Raw genomic sequence first — 20,800 nt, 5'->3', positions numbered from 1 at the left:
GCTCGTCGAGCAGAACCAGCTTGGCGTTCTTCACGATAGCGCGCGCCAGCGCAGTGCGCTGCTGCTGACCGCCGGAAAGATTGAGCGGCGTGCGATCGAGGAAGGGCGTGAGCTTCAGCATTTCGGCAGCCTTGCGCACTTCGCGGTCGATTGTCGCTTTGTCGGCTCCAGCCACGCGCATCGGCGAGGCGATGTTCTCGTAGACCGTGAAGGCCGGGTAATTGATGAACTGCTGATAGACCATCGCGACCGAGCGCTTTTGTACCGGCACGCCGGTCACGTCCTTGCCGTCGAACCAGACAGAGCCGGAGGTCGGCACGTCCAGTCCTGCCATGATGCGCATGAGGCTGGTCTTGCCGGACAGGGTCGGTCCGAGCAGGACATTCAGCGTCGCATGTTCCAAAGTCAGCGAAATATCGCTGAGATGGGGTTTTCCGCCCACTACCTTGGATACATTCCGCAGTTCCAACATTCTTACTCCTCCCAGAGACGGTGCAGACCTATCCACACCGTATCATTCAATTCTATTCCGCCGCGATCTGGCGCCGTCTATCGACAGCATTTTCCATAAAACGGTCGAGCGCAGCAGCCTCATCGGCGCTCAAATGCAAACCCTTCTTTGTCCGACGCCAGAGAACATCCTGAGCCGTCACCGCCCATTCATGCTCGATCTGATAGCGCACCTCGGCTTCATAAAGGTCAGAGCCGAAATGCCTGCCAAGATCGGCGACAGAAGCGGCTTTGCCAAGCAGTGTACGTGCCTTCGTACCGTAGAGCCGGAACAGGCGATGCGCATGGCGTGGGTCGAGAAATGGATAATCGGCTTTGAGCTTCTGCAGCTCCGCATCAAAAGCGGTGGCTGCAAAGTCGCCGCCCGGTAGTGTTCCGGCCGCCGTCCAAGGCCTGCCGCGCTTGCCAAGCTGGTCTTCGATCTTTTCCAGCATATGCTCGGACAAGCGCCTGAATGTGGTGATCTTGCCGCCGAATATATTGAGCAACGGCGCCTGGCCTTCCGGCGCGTCGGTCTTCAACACATAATCGCGCGTGGCCTCCTGTGCCTTCGAGGCACCGTCATCGTAGAGCGGACGCACGCCCGAATAAGTCCAGACGACCTGGTCGCGCTTCACCGGCTCGACAAAATATTCGCTGGCGGCAGCGCAGAGATAGTCGATCTCGGCATCGCTGATTTTCACCTCGGCTGGATTGCCGTGATAGTCTTGGTCGGTAGTGCCGATGAGGGTGAAATCCTGTTCGTAGGGAATGGCGAAAATGATGCGCCCATCGGTGTTCTGGAAGAAATACGCGCGCGGATCGTCGAACTTCTTCTTCACGACGATGTGGCTGCCCTGCACGAGACGAACGTTGTGCGCATTATTGCTGCCGACGACACCAGTCAATACTTCATCGACCCATGGACCGGCGGCATTGACCAGAAGACGTGAGCGGACTTCTTCCGTCGCGCCGGTCAACCCGTCCTGCAGGGTCAGCGTCCAGTGATCCGCATCGCGGCGGGCACTGACAACTTTCGTACGTGTGCGAATGACCGCGCCGCGATCAGCCGCGTCACGGGCATTGAGTGCAACCAGCCGCGCATCGTTGACCCAGCAGTCGGAATATTCGAAGGCCTTGGTATAGAGCGACTTCAGCGGCTTGGCTGCCGGATCGCGCGTCATGTCCAGGGTGCGTGTGGCCGGAAGCTTCTTGCGCCCGCCAATGTGATCGTAAAGGAAAAGTCCGAGCCGCAAGAGCCAGGCTGGACGTAAGCCAGCATGATGCGGAAGAACAAAACGCAGCGGCCAGATGATGTGCGGCGCGCTGGCCCAGAGCACTTCGCGCTCCATCAGCGATTCGCGCACCAACCGGAATTCGTAATATTCGAGATAGCGTAAACCGCCATGGATGAGCTTGGTCGAACCAGAGGACGTACCGCTGGCAAGGTCGCTCATCTCCGCGAGAAATACCGAAAAGCCACGGCCGACAGCATCGCGCGCAATGCCGCATCCATTGATGCCGCCGCCGATGACAAAAATGTCGTAGACCATGTCGACCAGATTAGACAATCCCTGCGCTCCCCATTTCGCAGCGCACCATTTCTTCGCAATTGCGAAAGATATACGGAAGCATTACGAAACCAATACGAAACTAAAAGGAACTATACCGCGCATGGCTGCGCCGCACAAGAGCATTGTCAAATCGAAGTTTCGATGAGCCGAACGTCCGCATCGACGCAAATCTGGCGAATTGCTTCACTCTCGCAGCGATCGGTGATGAAGGTGTGGACCTGTGAAAGATGGCCTATGCGAACGGGTGCTGTGCGCTCGAATTTGGTTGAATCGGAGACGAGGATCACATGGCGCGCATTGGCCATGATTGCTTGCGCTACTTTGACCTCGCGAAAATCGAAATCGAGAAGCGCGCCGTCACTGTCGATGGCGGACGTTCCGATGACGGCGAAATCCACTTTGAACTGACGGATAAAATCGACCGCCGCTTCGCCAACGATACCGCCATCGGACCCACGCACGACACCGCCTGCGATAACCACCTCAATGTCCGGGTAAATTCGTAACTTGTTGGCAACATTGATGTTATTCGTGATTATCATCAGGCCCTTGCGGTCAAGTAGTGCCTGCCCCACCGCTTCCGTGGTGGTGCCGATGTTGACGAATAGAGAGGCATTGTCGGGAATGAGGTCCGCCGCGGCGCGGCCAATCGCTTCCTTTTCGCTCGCAGCAATCAAACGCCGCGCCTCATATTCCAAATTCTGCACGCCGGAGGGAAACAGCGCGCCGCCGTGGATACGGTTGAGCAGGCGCTGGTCACACAGGTCGTTGAGATCCTTGCGAATGGTTTGCGGCGTGACATTGAAATGAACGGCGAGATCGTCCACTAGAACGCGTCCGTGCTCCTTGGCCATTTCCAAAATTTCGGCGTGCCTGGGAGCGAGAAACATGGCTTGCGCTTTCATTTTCGTTTTTCTGCAGTCTATACGAAAACGAAAATGAAAGCTTATGTCAATCTATGGGTAAACGAACCCGGCTCATTTCCCTATGCCGTTGCGCCTTCGATAATGTCGAACCCTGTATTAATGATGGTCTTTTCGGCGGGCCGCTCGCGGCTTTCAAGCAATTTTTCGGCTGCGGTTTTTCCAATGAGAAACCGTTTAGACAGGATCGTTGACAGAGGCATTGGCATGGCCTGGCCGATATCGAGTCCATTGAAACCAAATATACCAAGCTTCTCTTTCACTGCGATTCCCGCATGCATGCAGTGAAAAATGCCGCCCATCGCCATATCGTCATTCGGGAATACGACAACGTCCAGGTCGGGATGGGCAGCTAGAAGTATCGCCAGTGCGTCGCGCCCTGCCCTGGTCGAACTCGCGTCGGGATAACAATGCTCTGCAACAAGAGACAGGCCAGCCTCCTGCAATGCCGAGCAAAGCCCTTCATAACGGGCACTGGCGCGATCGTCTGTTGTTACATTGTGCCTGGCATAGCCGAAGCGGCGATAGCCGCGCTGGATGAGATGTTTTCCGGTTTCATAGCCAGCCTGGCGATGCGACATGCCAACCGCAATGTCTACAGGCTCGCCATCGATGTCCATCAACTCGGCGACCCGAAAGCGGCCATGCTCGAGATGCCGGCGCGCGGTCGGCGTGTGATGCAGACCGGCGAGGATCACCGCTGCTGGCTGCCATGCGAGAAAGGAGACGAGAATTCGCTCTTCGATCAGCGGATCGTAGTCCGTGACACCGATCACCGGCTGAAACGCCGTTTCGGTGAGCGCCGTGTGGATGCCGCGCAGCACATCGGGGAAGACGATGTTGGATAGCGATGGCAGCAGCACGCTCATCAGCGTCGATCCCGCAGAAGCAAGGCTGCCAGCAGCACGGTTCGGAATATAACCAAGCTCGGCGATGGCCGTTAGTACACGTGCTCTGGTTGAATCGGCGATAGGGCCTTGAACACGGACAACGCGTGACGCCGTGATTTCGCTCACGCCGGCAAGCCGCGCAACATCGGCAAGAGTCGGCATATCGGGACTTCGGTGAGCGTTGCGTTTGCGCGGCATTGGCACCAATCCAGTGCGATTGACAAGATTTATGACAGCGCTACCATAAAAGGCTTGATGAATGCTAGTCAGTGTGCATAAGTTTGCACCACGTTCTTATATATTAGTGCGACGAGCCCGGGAGGGGCTTGCAGGGAGGACTTCTTCTTATGCATGTTTTGGTGATCGGTGCAGCCGGAATGGTTGGCCGCAAATTGCTCGACAGGATCGCTGCAGAGCCCGGCTCGCTGGGCGGAGACATCAACAGGCTTACACTCGTCGATGTCATCGAACCCGCCGCACCCCGACCCTTTGCCGACATTTCCGTAACCAAGGCGGCAGACCTCTCGGACACTGGCGTGGCGGAATCACTGATCGCAAGCCGACCCGACATGATCTTCCATCTCGCCGCCATTGTCTCCGGTGAAGCGGAAGCCGATTTCGAGAAAGGCTACAAAGTCAATCTCGACGGCACGCGCGCGCTGTTCGAGGCGATCCGGCTGGAAAGCCGAAATGCTCCTTACAAGCCCCGCGTGGTATTTGCCTCATCGATTGCCGTGTTCGGAACGCCGTTTCCGGAGAAGATTAGCGACGAGTTTTTCACAACCCCACTGACCAGCTACGGCACGCAGAAGGCGATCTCTGAACTCCTCCTGTCGGACTACAGCCGCCGCGGTTTCTTCGACGGGATCGGCATTCGTTTGCCGACTATCTGCATTCGTCCGGGCAAGCCCAACAAGGCCGCGTCCGGTTTCTTCTCCAATATTCTGCGCGAACCCTTGGTAGGACAGGAAGCTATACTTCCGGTCGATGAAAATGTACGCCACTGGTTTGCCAGCCCGCGCGCTGCCGTCGGGTTCTTCATCCACGCCTCCACGCTTGATCTCGACAAGGTCGGTGCACGCCGCAATCTTTCCATGCCGGGGCTCTCGGCTCTCGTCGGCGAGGAAATCGCCGCGCTGCGCCGCGTGGCCGGCGACAAGGCGGTCAAGCTGATCCGCCGCGAACCCGATGCAACAATTCAGAAAATCGTCTCCGGATGGGCGACGGATTTCGACACGACGCGTGCGACGAAGCTCGGCTTCAAGGCAGAAACTGCCTTTGATGATATCATCAAGGCACATATTGAAGACGAACTGGGCGGGAACGTTGCGGCATGAGTAAAGAGGATTCAGGCAAAGGCAAGATCGCGCTGGTTACCGGCGGCGGCACCGGCGTAGGCAAGGCTATTACCACGGCACTGCTTGGCGCAGGTTATACGGTCGTGATTTCCGGTCGCCGCAAGGATGTACTGGAGGATGCCGCCAAGGCATTGGGGGCCGAAACACGTGGCGCCGTAAGGGCGATATCTGCGGATGTCAGCGATCCGAAATCGGTCGCGGCGCTTTTTGAAGCAATCAAATCCGAGTTCGGACGGCTCGACCTGCTCATCAACAATGCAGGGGTCAATGTTCCGAATATCCCGATGGAAGAACTCACCTTCGATCACTGGAATTCGATTGTCGGCGCAAATCTCACCGGTGTTTTCCTGTGCACTCAGCAGGCGATGAAATTGATGAAAACGCAAACACCACGTGGTGGACGCATCATCAACAATGGTTCGATTTCGGCACAAACGCCGCGGCCGAATTCCGCGCCCTATACGGCAACGAAACATGCCGTTACCGGCCTGACCAAGTCGACAGCGCTGGACGGCAGACCATTCGACATTGCCTGCGGTCAGATCGATATTGGCAATGCCACAACCGAGATGACATCGAAGATGGCAACAGGCGTGTTACAAGCCAATGGCGAAACTGCCAGCGAGCCAACCATACCGGCTCACTATATCGGCGATGCGGTCGTGCATATGGCAAGCTTGCCGTTGGAGGCCAATGTACTGACGATGACGATCATGGCGACGAAGATGCCGCTCGTCGGACGCGGCTAAAATATTTCGACAGCGATTTTTCGTTGTCTCACGAAAATTTTGGAGGAGAAGGCATGGCATCGGTTGAATTCGCCAATGTACGAAAATCATTCGGGACTCACCCGGTTATCAAGGGTGTCGACATCGAGATCGCCGACGGCGAATTCGTCATTCTCGTCGGGCCTTCCGGCTGCGGCAAGTCCACATTGCTGCGCATGCTGGCGGGGCTTGAGAACATCTCTGCGGGCGAGATCAAGATCGGTGGAAAGGTGGTCAACAACCTCGCGCCGAAAGAGCGTGATATCGCCATGGTGTTTCAGAACTATGCGCTGTATCCGCACATGACCGTCGCCGACAATATGGCATTTTCCCTGAAGTTGAAGGGTGCGCCAAAGTCGGAGGTCGACAAGCGTGTAAAGCCTGCAGCTGAGATCCTCGGGCTCTCGCCGCTGCTCGACCGTTTTCCACGCCAGCTCTCCGGCGGTCAGCGCCAGCGCGTTGCCATGGGCCGCGCCATCGTACGCGACCCGCAGGTCTTCCTGTTCGATGAGCCGCTATCCAACCTCGACGCCAAGCTGCGCGTCGCCATGCGCGCGGAAATCAAGGAATTGCACCAGCGCCTGAAAACAACCACCGTCTATGTCACGCATGACCAGATCGAAGCCATGACCATGGCCGACAAGATCGTGGTGATGCATGACGGCCTGGTCGAACAGATCGGCGCACCGCTCGAGCTTTATGACCAGCCGGCCAATCTTTTCGTGGCAAGCTTCATCGGCTCGCCGGCGATGAATATGATCAAGGGCAAGCTAGACCCGAACGATGGGTTGAAATTCACAACAGAGAACGGTGTCGTGCTTCCTGTAGTGAAGGCACCGGAAAGCGCCAAGGGCCGCACGCTGATCTATGGTCTACGCCCCGAACACATGACAATTGCAGATGGCGGTATCCCGGCCGAAGTGGTGGTCATCGAGCCAACCGGGTCGGAAACCCAGATGATCATGCGCGTCGGCGGTGATCTCATTACCGGTGTTTTCCATCAGCGCATCAGTGCGAAACCCGGCGAAACTGTCGGCCTGTCGATCCACGCGGAGGCGACATATCTGTTCGATGCGGAGACGGGCAAGCGCTTGGCCTAAAGTTTAACGGCATCTGCCAGTCGGGGTGCAGATGCCGGATACAATTCCCCGCAAGCAGGCCCGGAATGCGGGAGCATTTTGAACAAGCCTTTCTAGTTTATCCGGTCGTTAAATGGAGGAGCATCAATGACCATCAACAGAAGACACCTACTCGGCGCATCTGCCGGGCTCGTTGCCGCAGCCGGACTGAACCGGTTCGGTCTCACGCCGGCCTTCGCGCAATCGGCGCCCGCCTATAAACCGGAAGAGGGCGCAACCCTTCGCCTCCTGCGCTGGGTGCCGTTCGTCCCGGCTGAAGAGGCCGCCTGGCTCGCCAACACCAAGAAGTTCAGCGACGCCACCGGCGTTCAGGTGCGCATTGACAAGGAGAGCTGGGAAGACGTTCGCCCGAAGGCTGCCGTTGCGGCCAATGTCGGCTCGGGCCCGGACATGGTCATGAGCTGGTTCGATGATCCGCAGCAATATCCGGACAAGCTCGTCGATGTGACCGAACTTGGCGAATATCTCGGCGGAGCACATGGCGGCTGGTATCCAGGCCTCGAAGGCTATGCCAAGCGCGACGGCAAGTTTATCGCGCTGCCACTTTGCGCCATCGGCAACGCGGTCGTCTATCGCGATAGCCACATGAAGGCGGCCGGCTTCAGCGAATTCCCGAAAGATACGGCTGGTTTCCTCGAACTTTGCAAGGCCATGCAGGCGAAGGGGACGCCGGCGGGCTTCCCTCATGGCAAGGCGGTCGGCGACGGCAACAACTATGCTCATTGGCTGCTCTGGAGCCATGGCGGCAAGATGGTCGATGAGAGCGGCAAGGTGGTGATCAACAGCCCCGAGACGCTGGCATCTGTCAAATATGCGCAGGAGCTCTACAAGACCTTCATTCCGGGTACGGAAAGCTGGCAGGACGTCAACAACAATCGCGCATTCCTTGCCGGTCAGGTGTCACTGACGGCCAATGGTGTGTCGGTTTACTACGCCGCCGTGAAGGATCCCGCAATGAAGGCGATCGCCGACGACATGCGCTCGACCAATCTGCCGATCGGACCGGTTGGACAATCGGTCGAGCTGCATCAGACGTCGACCATTTCGATCTTCAAGCACACAAAATATCCGGAGGCCGCGAAAGCCTATCTGCAGTTCATGTATCAGGCCGACAACATGAACGCCTGGATCGAGGGTGCCAGCGCCTATTGCTGCCAGCCATTGAAGGAGTTCGCCGCCAATCCGGTGTGGACCTCTAATCCGATCCATGCCGCCTATGCCAAGGCTTCCGGAACCCTGCGGCCGAACGGCTATGCCGGCCCCCTCGGCGCAGCCTCGGCCGGAACCATGGCCGACTACGTGCTCGTGGATATGTATGCCACGGCTGTTACCGGCCAGATGACGCCAGAAGACGCCATCGCCCAGGCCGAAAAGCGGGCGAACCGCTATTACAAGGTCTAGGCAACAAGACTGGCTTCCGCTGTCCCGAAAGGCAGCGGAAGCCAACTCATCAAGCTAATTTGGCAACCGGAGATATCCGATGACAATGACGACAACTGCGAAGCAGCCCTTGGCCTTCGGAAATATCGCCCGGAGCAATACCGCCGTCGGCTTGTTTTTCATGCTGCCGGCCGCCGTCTTTCTCCTGTGCTTTTTGACCTATCCGCTCGGCCTCGGCGTCTGGCTCGGCTTTACCGACACGACAATAGGCAGGGATGGCATCTTCATCGGACTCGAAAACTATGAGGCGCTCGCCCGCGATTCAGTCTTCTGGATGGCGGTGTATAATACGATTTTCTACACGCTCATCGCCTCGATCCTCAAATTCGGCTTCGGCCTCTGGCTGGCATTGATTCTCAACGAACATCTGCCATTCAAGTCGTTCTTCCGCGCCATTATTCTTTTACCATGGGTGGTTCCGACCGTCCTTTCGGCCCTCGCGTTTTGGTGGATCTACGATGCGCAGTTCTCGATCATTTCCTGGTCGTTGATGAAACTCGGCTGGATCCATAGCCCAATCAATTTTCTTGGTGATCCCAACAACGCACGCGCTTCGGTGATCGCAGCCAATGTCTGGCGCGGTATCCCCTTCGTCGCGATTTCGCTGCTCGCCGGGCTTCAGACCATTCCGCAATCGCTGCATGAGGCAGCGTCCCTCGATGGGGCGACCGGATGGCAGCGTTTCCGCTTCATCACGCTGCCCATGCTGACGCCGATCATTGCGGTGGTGATGACGTTCTCGGTGCTGTTCACCTTCACCGACTTTCAGCTTATCTATGTCCTGACCAAGGGTGGGCCGGTCAACGCCACGCACCTGATGGCGACCCTCTCGTTCCAGCGCGGCATCCCCGGTGGTCAACTTGGTGAAGGCGCAGCGATTGCCGTTGCCATGATCCCGTTCCTGCTTGCATCGATCCTGTTTTCATTTTTCGGCCTGCAGCGCCGAAAATGGCAACAGGGCGGACAGGATTGAGGGAGGAAACGAACATGAGCATTACCGAACAGACCAACCCGCATGTTCTCACCGACGACGCGCAGGGCATGAGCTATCTCAACCGGCTGCCGCGGCGGATCGTCGTCCTGTATCTGCCGCTCGCAGTCTTTGTCTTCGTGCTGATATTCCCGTTCTACTGGATGGCGATCACGGCGGTGAAGCCAAACTCGCAGCTGACCGACTACAACAACTTCAGTCCGTTCTGGGTCGTGAAGCCGACGCTCGACCACATCAAATACCTGCTGTTCGAGACATCCTATCCAGGCTGGTTGTGGAACACACTGGTCGTTGCGGTGTGCGCCACAGCGCTATCTCTGGTAGCGTCCGTTTTTGCTGCCTATGCCATCGAGCGAGTGCGGTTCTCGGGATCGCGTCCCGTCGGCCTGTTGATCTTTCTCGCCTATCTGGTGCCGCCGTCGATCCTGTTTATTCCGCTTGCCGTCATCGTCTTCAAGTTTGGCATCTATGACACCAAGCTTGCTCTGATCTTCACCTACCCGACCTTCCTGATCCCCTTCTGCACCTGGCTTCTGATGGGCTACTTCCGTTCGATCCCGTTCGAGCTTGAGGAAAGCGCACTGGTGGATGGCGCGTCACGCTGGCAGATCCTCATCAGGGTCATATTGCCGCTGGCGGTACCGGGATTGATCTCGGCTGGTATTTTTGCCTTCACTTTGTCGTGGAATGAGTTCATCTATGCGCTGACCTTCATCCAATCCTCGGAAAACAAGACTGTCCCGGTCGGCGTCCTGACGGAACTGGTGCGAGGCGATGTTTTCGAGTGGGGCTCACTGATGGCAGGCGCACTTTTCGGGTCGCTGCCGGTCGTCATTCTCTACTCATTCTTTGTCGACTATTACGTTTCTTCCATGACCGGCGCGGTCAAGGAATAGCGGACACCCAGGAGCTCCTTGCAATGACGACTTCCCACACCCCGAAAAAACTTCGCTCGCAGGAGTGGTTTGACAATCCTGACAATCCGGGGATGACAGCGCTCTATCTGGAGCGCTACCTGAACTACGGCCTGACCCGCGCCGAGCTGCAATCGGGCAAACCCATCATCGGCATCGCGCAGACCGGCTCCGACCTGTCGCCGTGCAATCGCCATCACATCGAGCTGGCCAAGCGCGTGCGTGATGGCATCATTGCGGCTGGCGGAATTCCTTTTGAGTTTCCGGTCCATCCGATCCAGGAAACCGGCAAGCGCCCAGGCGCCGCACTCGACCGCAACCTTGCCTATCTTGGCCTCGTTGAAGTCCTGTTCGGCTATCCGCTGGACGGTGTCGTTCTGACTATCGGCTGCGACAAGACCACCCCGGCCATGCTGATGGGCGCGGCGACCGTCAATATCCCTGCTATCGCGCTTTCCGTCGGACCAATGCTCAACGGCTGGCATCGCGGCGAACGTACGGGCTCCGGGACCATCGTCTGGAAGTCGCGCGAGAAGCTCACATCCGGCGAAATCAACTATGACCAGTTCATGGACATCGTTGCATCGTCGGCTCCGTCGGTCGGCTATTGCAACACGATGGGCACCGCGACCACGATGAATTCACTCGCCGAAGCCCTCGGCATGGAACTGCCCGGCGGTGCGGCGATACCGGCGCCTTATCGTGAGCGCGGACAGATTGCCTATGATACCGGCAAGCGCATCGTCGATATGGTGTGGGAAGATCTGAAGCCCTCGGATATCATGACCCGCGCGGCATTCGAAAACGCCATCGTTATCAATTCCGCGATTGGCGGCTCGACAAATGCACCAATCCATCTGAACGCCATCGCCCGCCACCTCGACATTCCCCTCGACAACGACGACTGGCAGGCTATCGGACATGATGTGCCGCTGCTGGTCAACCTGCAGCCGGCAGGCGAATATCTCGGCGAAGACTACCATCGTGCCGGCGGCGTTCCCGCCGTCGTCGCGGAGTTGATGAAAGCCCGCAAGCTGCCACATCCAGGCGCACTGACCGTCAATGGCCAGAGCATCGGCACAAATTGCGAAAATGCCGAAAATCTCAACACGGACGTCATCAAGACCTACGACGCGCCGCTGAAGAAGAAGGCCGGTTTTATCAACCTGAAAGGCAATCTATTCGATAGCGCCATCATGAAGACCAGCGTGATCTCCGAAGAGTTCCGCGAGCGCTATCTATCCAACCCGGACGATCCGGAAGCGTTCGAAGGCATTGCCGAAGTATTCGACGGGCCAGAGGACTATCACCACCGCATTGATGATCCAAAGCTTGCTCTTAACGAGAACAGCATTCTGATCATGCGTGGCACCGGGCCGATAGGCTACCCGGGTGCGGCAGAGGTCGTGAACATGCAACCTCCGGCTTACCTTCTGAAGAAGGGGATCCATGCACTGCCCTGCCTCGGTGACGGGCGTCAGTCCGGAACGTCCGGCTCGCCGTCCATCCTCAACGCTTCACCAGAAGCGGCAGTGAATGGCGGCTTGGCGCTCGTGCGCTCAGGCGATCATCTGCGCATCGATCTCAACAAGGGCACGGCCAACATTCTGATCGACGACGAGGAGTTGCAGAAGCGGAAGGACGATCTGATCGCGGCGGGCGGTTACAAATATCCGGCAAGCCAGACACCGTGGCAGGAAATCCAGCGCAGCATGGTCGGCCAGCTCGATGAGGGCATGGTGCTGAAGCCAGCCGTGAAGTATCAGCGCGTCGCCCAGACCAAGGGTCTGCCCCGCGATAATCACTGACCTGGAGAGCAGGAAACATGGCGAATTCGATCAGGCGCTATGAGGGGCGGCACGCGGTCATTACCGGTGGCGCTTCCGGCATCGGCTTCAAAACCGCTGAGCGAATTGTGTCGGAAGGTGGCACCGTTTCTCTCTGGGATGTCGATGCTGCCAAGATCGATGAGGCGCGTGACGCACTTGGATCGTCGTCAACGCACGGTGTAACGCTTGACGTCTCGGATCCGGATCAAGTGGAGAAGGCTGCAAAGGAAACAGCCGAGAAACACGGCAAGATCGACATTCTGGTTTGCTCCGCCGGCATCACCGGCCCGAACGCCAAAGTTGCCGATTATCCAATCGATCAGTGGAAGCGTGTCTTCGACATCAACATCCATGGGCTTTTCTTCTGCAATCGCTTTGTCGTGCCTATCATGCAGAAGAACGGTTACGGCCGGATCGTCAATGTCGCTTCGATCGCAGGCAAGGAAGGTAACCCCAACGCCTCGGCCTATAGCGCATCGAAAGCGGCGGTCATCGGCCTTACAAAATCGCTTGGCAAGGAGGTTGTCGGCGATGGCATCACCGTCAATGCAATTACCCCTGCCACGGTGGATACCCCCATCCTTCAGCAGCTAAAGCCCGAATTCATCGACTATATGCTCTCGAAAATTCCCATGCAGCGCTTCGGCAAGGTCGAAGAGCTGGCATCGTTGATCACATGGATCGCCAGCGAGGAATGCTCGTTCACGACCGGTGCCGTCTTCGATATTTCCGGTGGCCGTGCCACCTATTAGTCTCTCTAATCAAGAAAAGGTTATCCCATGAAACTCTTGCGCTATGGCCCTGTTGGTCAGGAAAAGCCCGGTCTTGTCGACAAGGATGGCAAGGTGCGTGATCTCTCCGCCCACGTCAAAGACATCGCAGGCGATGCAATTTCTCCCGACGGCCTGAAGAAGCTTGCGGCTATCGATCCGGCAAGCCTGCCCGTCGTCAACGTAGACCGCTATGGCCCCTGCGTCGCCGGCACCGGAAAATTTATCTGCATCGGCCTCAATTATTCCGACCATGCTGCTGAAACGGGGGCAACGGTGCCACCGGAGCCTATCATCTTCATGAAGGCGACTTCGGCGATTGTTGGTCCTAACGACAACGTTGAAATCCCGCGCGGCTCGCTCAAGACTGATTGGGAAGTCGAACTCGGCGTAGTCATCGGCAAGCACGCAAAGTATGTCGGCGAAGATGAAGCGATGGACCATGTTGCCGGCTATTGCCTGATCAATGACGTATCGGAGCGTGCTTTCCAGGCCGAGCGCCAGGGCCAATGGACCAAGGGCAAAAGCGCTGACACGTTCGGCCCGACCGGCCCATGGCTGGTGACAAAGGACGAGATTGAAGATCCGCAGAACCTGAAAATGTGGCTCGATGTCAATGGCTATCGCTACCAGAACGGTACATCGGCAACGATGGTCTATGGCGTCAAGTATCTCGTGTCATACCTGTCGCAATTCATGAGCCTGCATCCCGGCGATATCATCTCGACAGGTACGCCTCCCGGCGTCGGCCTCGGGCAGAAGCCCAATGTGTTCCTCAAGGAAGGCGATGTCATTACGCTCGGCATCGAGGGACTTGGCGAGCAGCGCCAGGACGTGGTGCAGGGATAAGGTTAGCCCTGACAGATCAGGCCGATTATCTCTCCCCTTGCGGGAGAGATAATCGGAGTCTTCCTCAATAATCCTTTTCGAAGAACAGCCCAGCGCCGGAATCGCCATTGGCTCCCACAGCGCCCTTGGCTTTCAGGTTCGGCGTAATATCGAGATTGATGGTGCCCTTGGTGGAACCCGCCGCGCCGGCCTCGACGCCCAGATAAACATTGTCGCGAATATAGCGGCCGGCGCGCACGCCGGCGTTGCCTTTGCTGTCAGTAACGACATCGAGGTCATCGAGCCCGGTGTTCTTGCGCAGACTGTCCAGCAATGATGAATTCGAACCACCGGCAAGCTCGGCCGCTGCCGCAGCGAGCCGTGCGACCTGGAATGCGGACAATTCGCTGATCGAGCGATTGAAGATCAACCGGGCCATGACCTCGTCCTGCGGCAATTCCGGTTGCGACGAGAAGGTGATTTCCAAGTCCGAAACGCGGCCTCTCACCATGACGTTCACAGTGATGTCGGAGCCTTGCGTACTGGCGACAAAATTGATGTCCGGATCGAGATCGCCGACAAGTGTAACCTGACCTTCGGTGAAGGTGATGCGCTGGCCAAGTATGCCCAGCCTTCCGCGAATAAGATCGAATGCACCGACCGGCTGGACGTTCGTCGCCGGACCGGTGATCCGCACGGAACCGCCGATTTCCGCATCGAGGCCACGGCCCCGAATGAAAATCTTGTTGGGCGCCGTGACGTTTATATCAAGGCGTACCACGCTTGGACGCGCGATTGGCGTTGCCACCTGCGGCTGGTCGGCCTTGGCGCGTTTCAACGTCTGCTCAACCGCCTTTGACGGATCCTTGTGCTTGACATCGATAACGGCAGAAGAGCCGCCAAAGCTTTCGGGCACGGTAATTTCCGCCCGGTCGATATTGATATTGCCGGAGATGACAGGATCGCGAGTGAGAGGACCCTTGACCGCAAGTGCACCGGTCACGGTTGCCGCAACCAGAGTGCCATCCACATAGCGCGCCTTGTCCAGTTTGATATCGATGTTGGCCGGAAAGTTGGCGGCCGCATCGGTCGAAATCGTCCCGGTTGCGCTGATGGTGCCCCCGGTGGACAAGCTAGCGTTGAACGTACGGATGGTGACGGTGGTTCCCTCCATGCTGCCGAGCAGGGTGATGCGCTGCAGGCGGAGATTTGCTTCTGGATCGATGACCTCGGCTCCATTGGCGGAGAACATGCCTCTGATCTGCGGCTGAGCGAAGCTGCCAGATACGGATGCCGTCAGGTCGATGTTTCCTCTGGCCTGCGTGCCTCGATCCGCAAGGAAGCGGTTGGCCAACGACAAGGGAATATTGCCCGTGACGTTGATGCCGAGGCCTGACCCGGACACCGGAACATTGCCGCTGGCCGAAACCGTGAACCCTTGCGGGCCATCGACTTTGGCCGAGGAAAGCGTCAGTGTATTGTTGGCAAAACGGCCGGCTGCCGCAAGCTGCAACGGGCTCAACCCCGCCTCCTGTAACGGTCTGGCGGAAAGCCCCGCGCCTTTCAGGTCGAACTCGGCATTGGGTCTTTGCAACGTACCGGTGACCCGGCCCCTGCCGGAAATAACGCCTGCAAGATTCTGGTTTTTAACGACGCCATTCAGCGCCGTCAGTGGGAAGCTCTTCAGATCGAAATCGACGCCGAGTTGTCCCTGCGCCAGCGGCACCGAGCCTTTTGCCGAAGCATCCAGCCCGCCCGCCCCGGTCAGATGTGCATCGACATTGAGCTGATCGGTGGTCGACGTTCCCTTGGCATCCAGGTTAAGCGCGTCGAGCCCGGCTTTTTTCAGCGCTGCCGCAGTGACCCCGCGGGCCTGCATATCGAAATTCACGTCGGGCCTTTGCCTTGTACCCCCGACTTTCGCTGTGCCATTTATCTCGCCGCCAAGTCCAAGGTCAGGCTTGATGGTGTTGGCGATATCGAGCGGCAATCTCTGGATTGCAACGGCAAGATTGAGCGTTTCCGCAACTTCGCCGCCGACTGTAACCCTGCCCTGCCCGACATCGAGCACGATATTGCCGAAGGACACATTGCTGCCCGCGACGTTGATGGCGGCGGGCTGGACCAGCCGCGCAGCAAGCGCGCCTCGGGTAAGTTCGGCATTGGCCAGCGACAGCAGATAGCCCCTGTCCGTTGGTTGCAACGCACCTTGAAGTGACGTCCTTGCGCCATTGTTCAATCCGGCGTTCAGTTTGAAATTGGTGGTTTTGCCATCCTGCGTTGCCTGAGCGTCAAGGTTGTTGACGACGATGCCCGAGGCCGAAACATCCGATGCAGTCACGCTGCCATTCGCGGAGGGAACCTTGAAAATGTCCTGCGCCGCCAATGCGATCGCTGCCTTGCCGACAACGATGTCGTTGGCCTTGAGATTGTCGATCTGACCCTTGATGTCGACGTTCTGTTTCTCGTCGTCATGCGAGAGGGCAATGGTGGCATCGGCCTTGCCAGTCGCCTCTACCAGGAAGAGCGCTGCAGCCGTCGAGACATCGCTCGAGGCAAGCGTCAGATTGCCGTTGTAGAGGCCCTGTTTCGACTGCGTAACATCACCACGAAGCCGTGTGCCGCCTGCGATGAACGAGATATTGGTCAGCCGCTTTTCGTCCTGACGCAGCGCGATTTCCGTCGCAAGGTCAGCGCGGATTCCGTCGAGGAAGGCAAGTCCCGAGACCTTGCCATCGACGATGTCCTTGTAAAGCGTGCCGTTGAATGTGAGATCGCCCTGCGTCAGCTTGCGGCCGGAAAGTGTTCCTTCGGGAACCCCGGCATTGAAAGCGAGGGCGATGATATTGTCCTGGCCGCGCGCGCTGCCTTTGACCTTCAAAGCTCCGCCTGCCTTCTCGGAAAGAAGCGCGAGATCGGTGAGGTCGAGGCCGAAATCGAAGTTCGCGGCACCCGTCGCGAAAGTTCCGTTGGCCGTTACCAGCGTTTGCGGATTTTCGACCCGGAAGTTCTTCGCGCTCACCCCGGCTTCGCCTCGCGCCACCCCGCCAGTGATCCGCGTTTCACCCGCCAGCACCTTGTCTGCCGCGTCTATACCAAGCTTCATGCCGGTAGCATGGCCATCGAGCATAAGGTCGAAGCCCCCGGTAAGCGCTTCGACAAGGCCATTGGCCTTGAGGTCGATCGCCCCGGCGAGATCACGCCCCGCCAGCGCCGAAAACGGCGCGAGGCTCGAAGCCTTGACGAAAATGTCGCCCCTGTAGGCAAACTTGTCGATGGTCCCGGCCAGAGCCGTGCTGAACCCGTTTGCTGCAATCAATGCCTGCTTCAGATTGACGGGCGTTCCGGCTTTCCAGTCGCCATTGATCTTGAGCTGGATCAGTTCCCCCAAGGCTTCGGCGATGTCCGCGCGCGTGGCCGTGATACCGGCGACTTCGCCATTCACATTATAGGTCAGCGAGCGCGCCGTGGGATTGTCGATGTTCTCCGCGAGACCTTTAGCGACGAGATTGATGGACTTCGAGGCGAAGCTATCCGTGGTGAAGTTGGTCACTTCGACAGTGCTCGACCAGTCATTGTTGGTACTGGTTCCAAAACCTACCGCCAGCACTGCCTTATCGACCGTCGTCTGGCCGCCCTTGACGGGCAGGATTACCTTCTTGCCGGTCGGGTCGGCGATTGTCGCATCGACCTTCAAGCGCTTCAGGAAGCCGTCATTCGTCGTTTCGCCGTTCGCGTCAAGCACCAGAGCATTGCTCTTGATGTTCAAGCGGTCCAGCCCCACACCGCCGGCGTCGCGCATCACACCGTTGACGATCAGTGTCGTTTCATTGCCGAAGAAATCCCGAAAAATCGGCGGGATCAGCGCGGCGATTTCACCGTTGAGATTGGTCTTGAAACCGAGCCCGTCACTCTGACGGTCGAGTTTCGTATCGCCGGTGAGCACCCGCTTGCCTGCCGCATCGAGCGTCAGTTGCAACAGGAGATCGCTGAGCGGTCCGGAGCCTTTCAATGCAAGAGCAACCGGCGGTTTGCCTTCGATGTTGAGGAGGTTGGCAACGATACCGTTTTGCGGCTCGTTCAAGGTCAAGTCGAGATCGAGCTGCTGACTTTGATTGGCATAAGCAGCCTTGATCCGGAATTCGCCACCCGGTCCATCAAGGCGTTGTACCTGCAAGTTCGAATCCAGCGACCCGCTTTCGAGCGTCAGATTGCCAGCAAGGGAAATTTCGGACTTGAGACCAAAAACACCATCGCCAAAAGCGATGCGCCCAATATTCAGCTGTTGCAGAATCACCGCCAGCGGCAGTTCCGGCAGACTGAAACCCTTCGCCTCCGGAGAAGGCAGGCTCTCGTCCGGCAACGGCTTGCGCAGGATATCGATACGATCGGCGGCGAGCGTATTGATATCCAGGCGGCCGCGCAGCAATGCAAGCCGGCTCCAGACTATCCTGGCATTGGTGACCCTCAGCCAGACGCCTTCGCGGTCGGCAACCGTGATGCTGCCTATGCTGGCTTCGGAGGAGAGAACACCCTGAATACCGGAAATGACGATCTGCCGGTTCGGTGTGGACAGCTGATTCTGTACGAAGCTCAGGAAGAAGGATTTCTCAGCTTCGGCGCTTGCAGAGTCCTGAGCCTGCGCATCTGGCGCAAGGATTGGGCTCATAAAGAGCAGGAGAAAGAGAGCTGCGATAATCCGGGTCAAAACGCCTGTCCTATGCCAACGTAGAAAGCAAAATCGGGATCGTCGTTCGTTCGATCGAGCGGCACCGCGAAATCGAGCCGTATCGGACCCAGGCCAGTATTATAGCGCAGACCAGCACCGACGCCGAGCCGCATCTGATCGGCGAAATCTGGAAACGACTCTTCGCCAACATAACCTGCATCGACAAAGCCAACGACGCCGATCGTATCTGTCATGCGGATGCGCGCTTCGACCGAGCTTTCGACCAACGAGCGGCCGCCAATGACAAATGTCTCGCCATCGCGGGTCACGTTGACACCGACGTTGCGATAGGCGTAGCCACGGATCGAGCCGCCACCACCGGCAAAGAACAGCTGGTCCGGCGGCAATTCAGAAACCTCGGCGCCAACGATGGAGCCGAGCTTCAGGCGGCCAGCGAGGATAAAACGATTGTCGGCATCGAAACTGTAATAGGTGCGGCCTTCGGCAGTGAACTTGGTGGCGAAATTGCCGTACTCGAATTCATAGAATGGCGAAATCAGTCCCTCAAGGAAATAGCCCCGTGACGGATCGACCTTGCTGTCCCGGCTGTCATAGGTAAGACCACCGAGGAGACCGGCAGTCAAGAAATCCCGTTTGCCGAAAAAGTCATCGTCGAAGCGGGACTTGGAGACAATTGCACTTATCTTTCCGGTCAGTTCATCCGAGAAAATCTGCGTGAAACCTGCTTCGGCTGTGATCGAAGTCTGGGTATAGGCATCCAGAACTTCCCGCCTGCCAATCAGGGAGGAAAAGAAATCCGTATCGGGTGTATAGACGCCGGGTTTGGTGAAGGTCACGCCAAGTGTGTAATTATAATCCTCGGGACTATAGGATTGTGCGCCAATGCCACCGATCTTGGCATCGAACCGCAGGCGTTCGGCACGTCCGAACAGGTTGCGGTGAAGCCAATAGGCATCCAGACCCGCACCGTCCAGAGTCGAATATGATCCGCCGAGGCCGAAGCGCCGCAGCTTCTGTTCCTGAACGGCGACCGTGATCGGCAACAAACCGTTATCAGTAATCGTATCAGCTTCTTCGATGCGGGCCGAACGGAACACTTCGAGGCGCGACAGGCGCTTCTTTGCCCGCTCGATTTCGTCTGGGTCGTACTCGACGCCCGGCTGCAGACCAGTGATGAAGGCGACGAACTCGGGATCCATGCGCTCGGTGCCAGTCACCCTAACGGGACCAAAGGCCGCGCGACGGTCGGGATCGACGTCGATCGTTGCGTCGACCTTGTTGTTGTCGTGATCCGCAAGCACGTTGCGCGATACGATCTTCGCTTTCGGGTGGCCCTGCTCGCGCCACGCATCGACGGCAAGCCGTTCCGCCTTGACGATCGCCGTTGACCTCGCGATATCGCCGGGCGCAAAACCCTGCTTTTCCGGCCGGTCAACCATGTCCTTCCGGTCGAGTGTGGGCGGGGCCATGTTCTCGACACGGGCAGTAGCAAACAGGAACTGCGGTCCGGGATCGACGGAGATCACCACGGGTGCCGGGTTGGCCAGATCAGCGTCAGGTGGAATATCGCTGGCTTCCCGTCCATCGACCTTGATGCTGATCGTGCCGCCGTAGCGGCCTTCTGCATACAGCGCACCGAGAATCCGGCGATAATCACCCCGCGCCTTGGCCAGCAATCCAGCCGCCCCCGAAGCAGGCTTGTCCTCGTCCGCGATGAGGCTGGACGCCCCTTCTACGAGCTTTTTGGTGTCCTTGTCTTCGTTTGAAGCAATCTCGACGGTGTATTTGTGCGGGTCAGCGATCACCGCATCAGCATCGGCATCCTTCTTTTCACCCCAAAGATGAATTCCGAAAAGATCGAATGCATGGGCGGGCGAAACGAGCGCCGTACAAGCCAAAAGGGCTGCACCGAACAAACTGGCCTGTGGGCGCTTAGAGCGGTTTACAGCCATATTGGATCAGTTCTGTTTCTCGGATGGCGAGACAATCCACGCGGAAGGTGGCAAGTCCGATGTGTTTCCATCGGACGACGCTGCCTGACAAAGCGGGTGTCCGCCAGCCGGAAACCCGAAGGGCCGGGTGAATTCTGGACAAATCCGTCGGGCTTCGGCGTCGTCCGATGGAAAGGCATCGGCCTTGCCGAATCCCTCGACCTTGTCCAGAATTTCCTCCGGCAGAACGATTCAATCTGGCTGTAA

The 20,800-nt window shown here is 57.9% G+C and carries 15 protein-coding genes; 9 read left to right on the top strand and 6 right to left on the bottom strand.

Going from position 1 to position 20,800, the window contains the following annotated elements; genetic code table 11:
- From FHS21_RS20295 to FHS21_RS20280, 4 genes are all read right to left on the bottom strand, one after another.
- Nucleotides 1–472 (bottom strand): ABC transporter ATP-binding protein (locus FHS21_RS20295; protein ID WP_183663801.1); only part of this gene is annotated, 472 nt, incomplete at its 3' end.
- 52 nt (nt 473–524) lie between these two features.
- Nucleotides 525–2,042 carry a glycerol-3-phosphate dehydrogenase gene (gene glpD / locus FHS21_RS20290; RefSeq protein ID WP_112529730.1) on the bottom strand — a complete coding sequence of 506 codons (1,518 nt, stop codon included), beginning with the start codon at nt 2,040–2,042 and terminating at the stop codon, nt 525–527.
- A 146-nt stretch (nt 2,043–2,188) separates the two neighbouring features.
- Complete coding sequence (locus FHS21_RS20285; protein WP_112529765.1) at nt 2,189–2,953, bottom strand: DeoR/GlpR family DNA-binding transcription regulator; 765 nt, start codon at nt 2,951–2,953, stop codon at nt 2,189–2,191.
- Nucleotides 2,954–3,048: 95 nt separating this feature from the next.
- On the bottom strand, nt 3,049–4,074 hold the full coding sequence (locus FHS21_RS20280) for a LacI family DNA-binding transcriptional regulator (protein WP_183663799.1): 1,026 nt from the start codon (nt 4,072–4,074) through the stop codon (nt 3,049–3,051).
- A 149-nt stretch (nt 4,075–4,223) separates the two neighbouring features.
- On the opposite strand from FHS21_RS20280, the gene denD reads away from it, so the two are divergent.
- The 9 genes from denD to FHS21_RS20235 all read left to right on the top strand — a co-directional run bounded on the left by denD (nt 4,224) and on the right by FHS21_RS20235 (nt 13,933).
- Complete coding sequence (gene denD / locus FHS21_RS20275) at nt 4,224–5,213, top strand: D-erythronate dehydrogenase (RefSeq protein WP_183663797.1); 990 nt, start codon at nt 4,224–4,226, stop codon at nt 5,211–5,213.
- Nucleotides 5,210–5,983, top strand: a complete 774-nt coding sequence (locus FHS21_RS20270) for an SDR family oxidoreductase (RefSeq protein ID WP_112529723.1) — start codon at nt 5,210–5,212, stop codon at nt 5,981–5,983. Before denD ends, FHS21_RS20270 begins: the two co-directional genes overlap by 4 nt.
- 53 nt (nt 5,984–6,036) lie before the next feature.
- Nucleotides 6,037–7,101: an ABC transporter ATP-binding protein gene (locus FHS21_RS20265; protein WP_112529719.1), complete on the top strand. Its 1,065-nt coding sequence runs from the start codon at nt 6,037–6,039 to the stop codon at nt 7,099–7,101.
- A 126-nt stretch (nt 7,102–7,227) separates the two neighbouring features.
- Nucleotides 7,228–8,541, top strand: coding sequence for an ABC transporter substrate-binding protein (locus FHS21_RS20260; protein WP_112529716.1), 1,314 nt, complete (start codon nt 7,228–7,230; stop codon nt 8,539–8,541).
- Between the two features lie 160 nt (nt 8,542–8,701).
- Nucleotides 8,702–9,553 (top strand): carbohydrate ABC transporter permease, encoded by an 852-nt coding sequence (locus FHS21_RS20255; protein ID WP_370637233.1) that lies wholly within the window; start codon nt 8,702–8,704, stop codon nt 9,551–9,553.
- 14 nt (nt 9,554–9,567) lie between these two features.
- On the top strand, nt 9,568–10,467 hold the full coding sequence (locus FHS21_RS20250) for a carbohydrate ABC transporter permease (RefSeq protein WP_112529710.1): 900 nt from the start codon (nt 9,568–9,570) through the stop codon (nt 10,465–10,467).
- A 23-nt stretch (nt 10,468–10,490) separates the two neighbouring features.
- Nucleotides 10,491–12,293, top strand: a complete 1,803-nt coding sequence (locus FHS21_RS20245; protein ID WP_112529708.1) for an IlvD/Edd family dehydratase — start codon at nt 10,491–10,493, stop codon at nt 12,291–12,293.
- Between the two features lie 17 nt (nt 12,294–12,310).
- Nucleotides 12,311–13,066 carry an SDR family NAD(P)-dependent oxidoreductase gene (locus FHS21_RS20240; RefSeq protein WP_112529706.1) on the top strand — a complete coding sequence of 252 codons (756 nt, stop codon included), beginning with the start codon at nt 12,311–12,313 and terminating at the stop codon, nt 13,064–13,066.
- 27 nt (nt 13,067–13,093) lie between these two features.
- Nucleotides 13,094–13,933 carry a fumarylacetoacetate hydrolase family protein gene (locus tag FHS21_RS20235; RefSeq protein ID WP_112529703.1) on the top strand — a complete coding sequence of 280 codons (840 nt, stop codon included), beginning with the start codon at nt 13,094–13,096 and terminating at the stop codon, nt 13,931–13,933.
- A gap of 64 nt (nt 13,934–13,997) precedes the next feature.
- Here the strand turns inward: FHS21_RS20235 and FHS21_RS20230 are convergent, their stop codons facing one another.
- Together FHS21_RS20230 and FHS21_RS20225 are read right to left on the bottom strand one after the other, a co-directional pair.
- Nucleotides 13,998–18,620, bottom strand: a complete 4,623-nt coding sequence (locus FHS21_RS20230) for a translocation/assembly module TamB domain-containing protein (protein ID WP_183663795.1) — start codon at nt 18,618–18,620, stop codon at nt 13,998–14,000.
- Nucleotides 18,617–20,554: an autotransporter assembly complex protein TamA gene (locus FHS21_RS20225; RefSeq protein ID WP_112529698.1), complete on the bottom strand. Its 1,938-nt coding sequence runs from the start codon at nt 20,552–20,554 to the stop codon at nt 18,617–18,619. The genes FHS21_RS20230 and FHS21_RS20225 overlap by 4 nt, the downstream gene beginning before the upstream one ends.
- Between the last annotated feature and the right edge of the window lie 246 nt (nt 20,555–20,800).

This window comes from Phyllobacterium trifolii, from assembly GCF_014192095.1.
Classification (GTDB): domain Bacteria; phylum Pseudomonadota; class Alphaproteobacteria; order Rhizobiales; family Rhizobiaceae; genus Phyllobacterium; species Phyllobacterium trifolii.
The sequence above is the reverse complement of the archived record's forward strand: the minus strand, read 5'-3'. Positions and strand labels throughout refer to the sequence as shown.

Excerpts from the sequence above, each read along its gene's own strand:
- glpD (WP_112529730.1), bottom strand. The coding sequence starts at position 2,042 with ATGGTCTACGACATTTTTGTCATCGGCGGCGGCATCAATGGATGCGGC.
- FHS21_RS20285 (WP_112529765.1), bottom strand. The coding sequence starts at position 2,953 with ATGTTTCTCGCTCCCAGGCACGCCGAAATTTTGGAAATGGCCAAGGAG.
- FHS21_RS20280 (WP_183663799.1), bottom strand. The coding sequence starts at position 4,074 with ATGCCGCGCAAACGCAACGCTCACCGAAGTCCCGATATGCCGACTCTT.
- denD (WP_183663797.1), top strand. The coding sequence starts at position 4,224 with ATGCATGTTTTGGTGATCGGTGCAGCCGGAATGGTTGGCCGCAAATTG.
- FHS21_RS20270 (WP_112529723.1), top strand. The coding sequence starts at position 5,210 with ATGAGTAAAGAGGATTCAGGCAAAGGCAAGATCGCGCTGGTTACCGGC.
- FHS21_RS20265 (WP_112529719.1), top strand. The coding sequence starts at position 6,037 with ATGGCATCGGTTGAATTCGCCAATGTACGAAAATCATTCGGGACTCAC.
- FHS21_RS20260 (WP_112529716.1), top strand. The coding sequence starts at position 7,228 with ATGACCATCAACAGAAGACACCTACTCGGCGCATCTGCCGGGCTCGTT.
- FHS21_RS20255 (WP_370637233.1), top strand. The coding sequence starts at position 8,702 with ATGCTGCCGGCCGCCGTCTTTCTCCTGTGCTTTTTGACCTATCCGCTC.
- FHS21_RS20250 (WP_112529710.1), top strand. The coding sequence starts at position 9,568 with ATGAGCATTACCGAACAGACCAACCCGCATGTTCTCACCGACGACGCG.
- FHS21_RS20245 (WP_112529708.1), top strand. The coding sequence starts at position 10,491 with ATGACGACTTCCCACACCCCGAAAAAACTTCGCTCGCAGGAGTGGTTT.
- FHS21_RS20240 (WP_112529706.1), top strand. The coding sequence starts at position 12,311 with ATGGCGAATTCGATCAGGCGCTATGAGGGGCGGCACGCGGTCATTACC.
- FHS21_RS20235 (WP_112529703.1), top strand. The coding sequence starts at position 13,094 with ATGAAACTCTTGCGCTATGGCCCTGTTGGTCAGGAAAAGCCCGGTCTT.
- FHS21_RS20225 (WP_112529698.1), bottom strand. The coding sequence starts at position 20,554 with ATGGCTGTAAACCGCTCTAAGCGCCCACAGGCCAGTTTGTTCGGTGCA.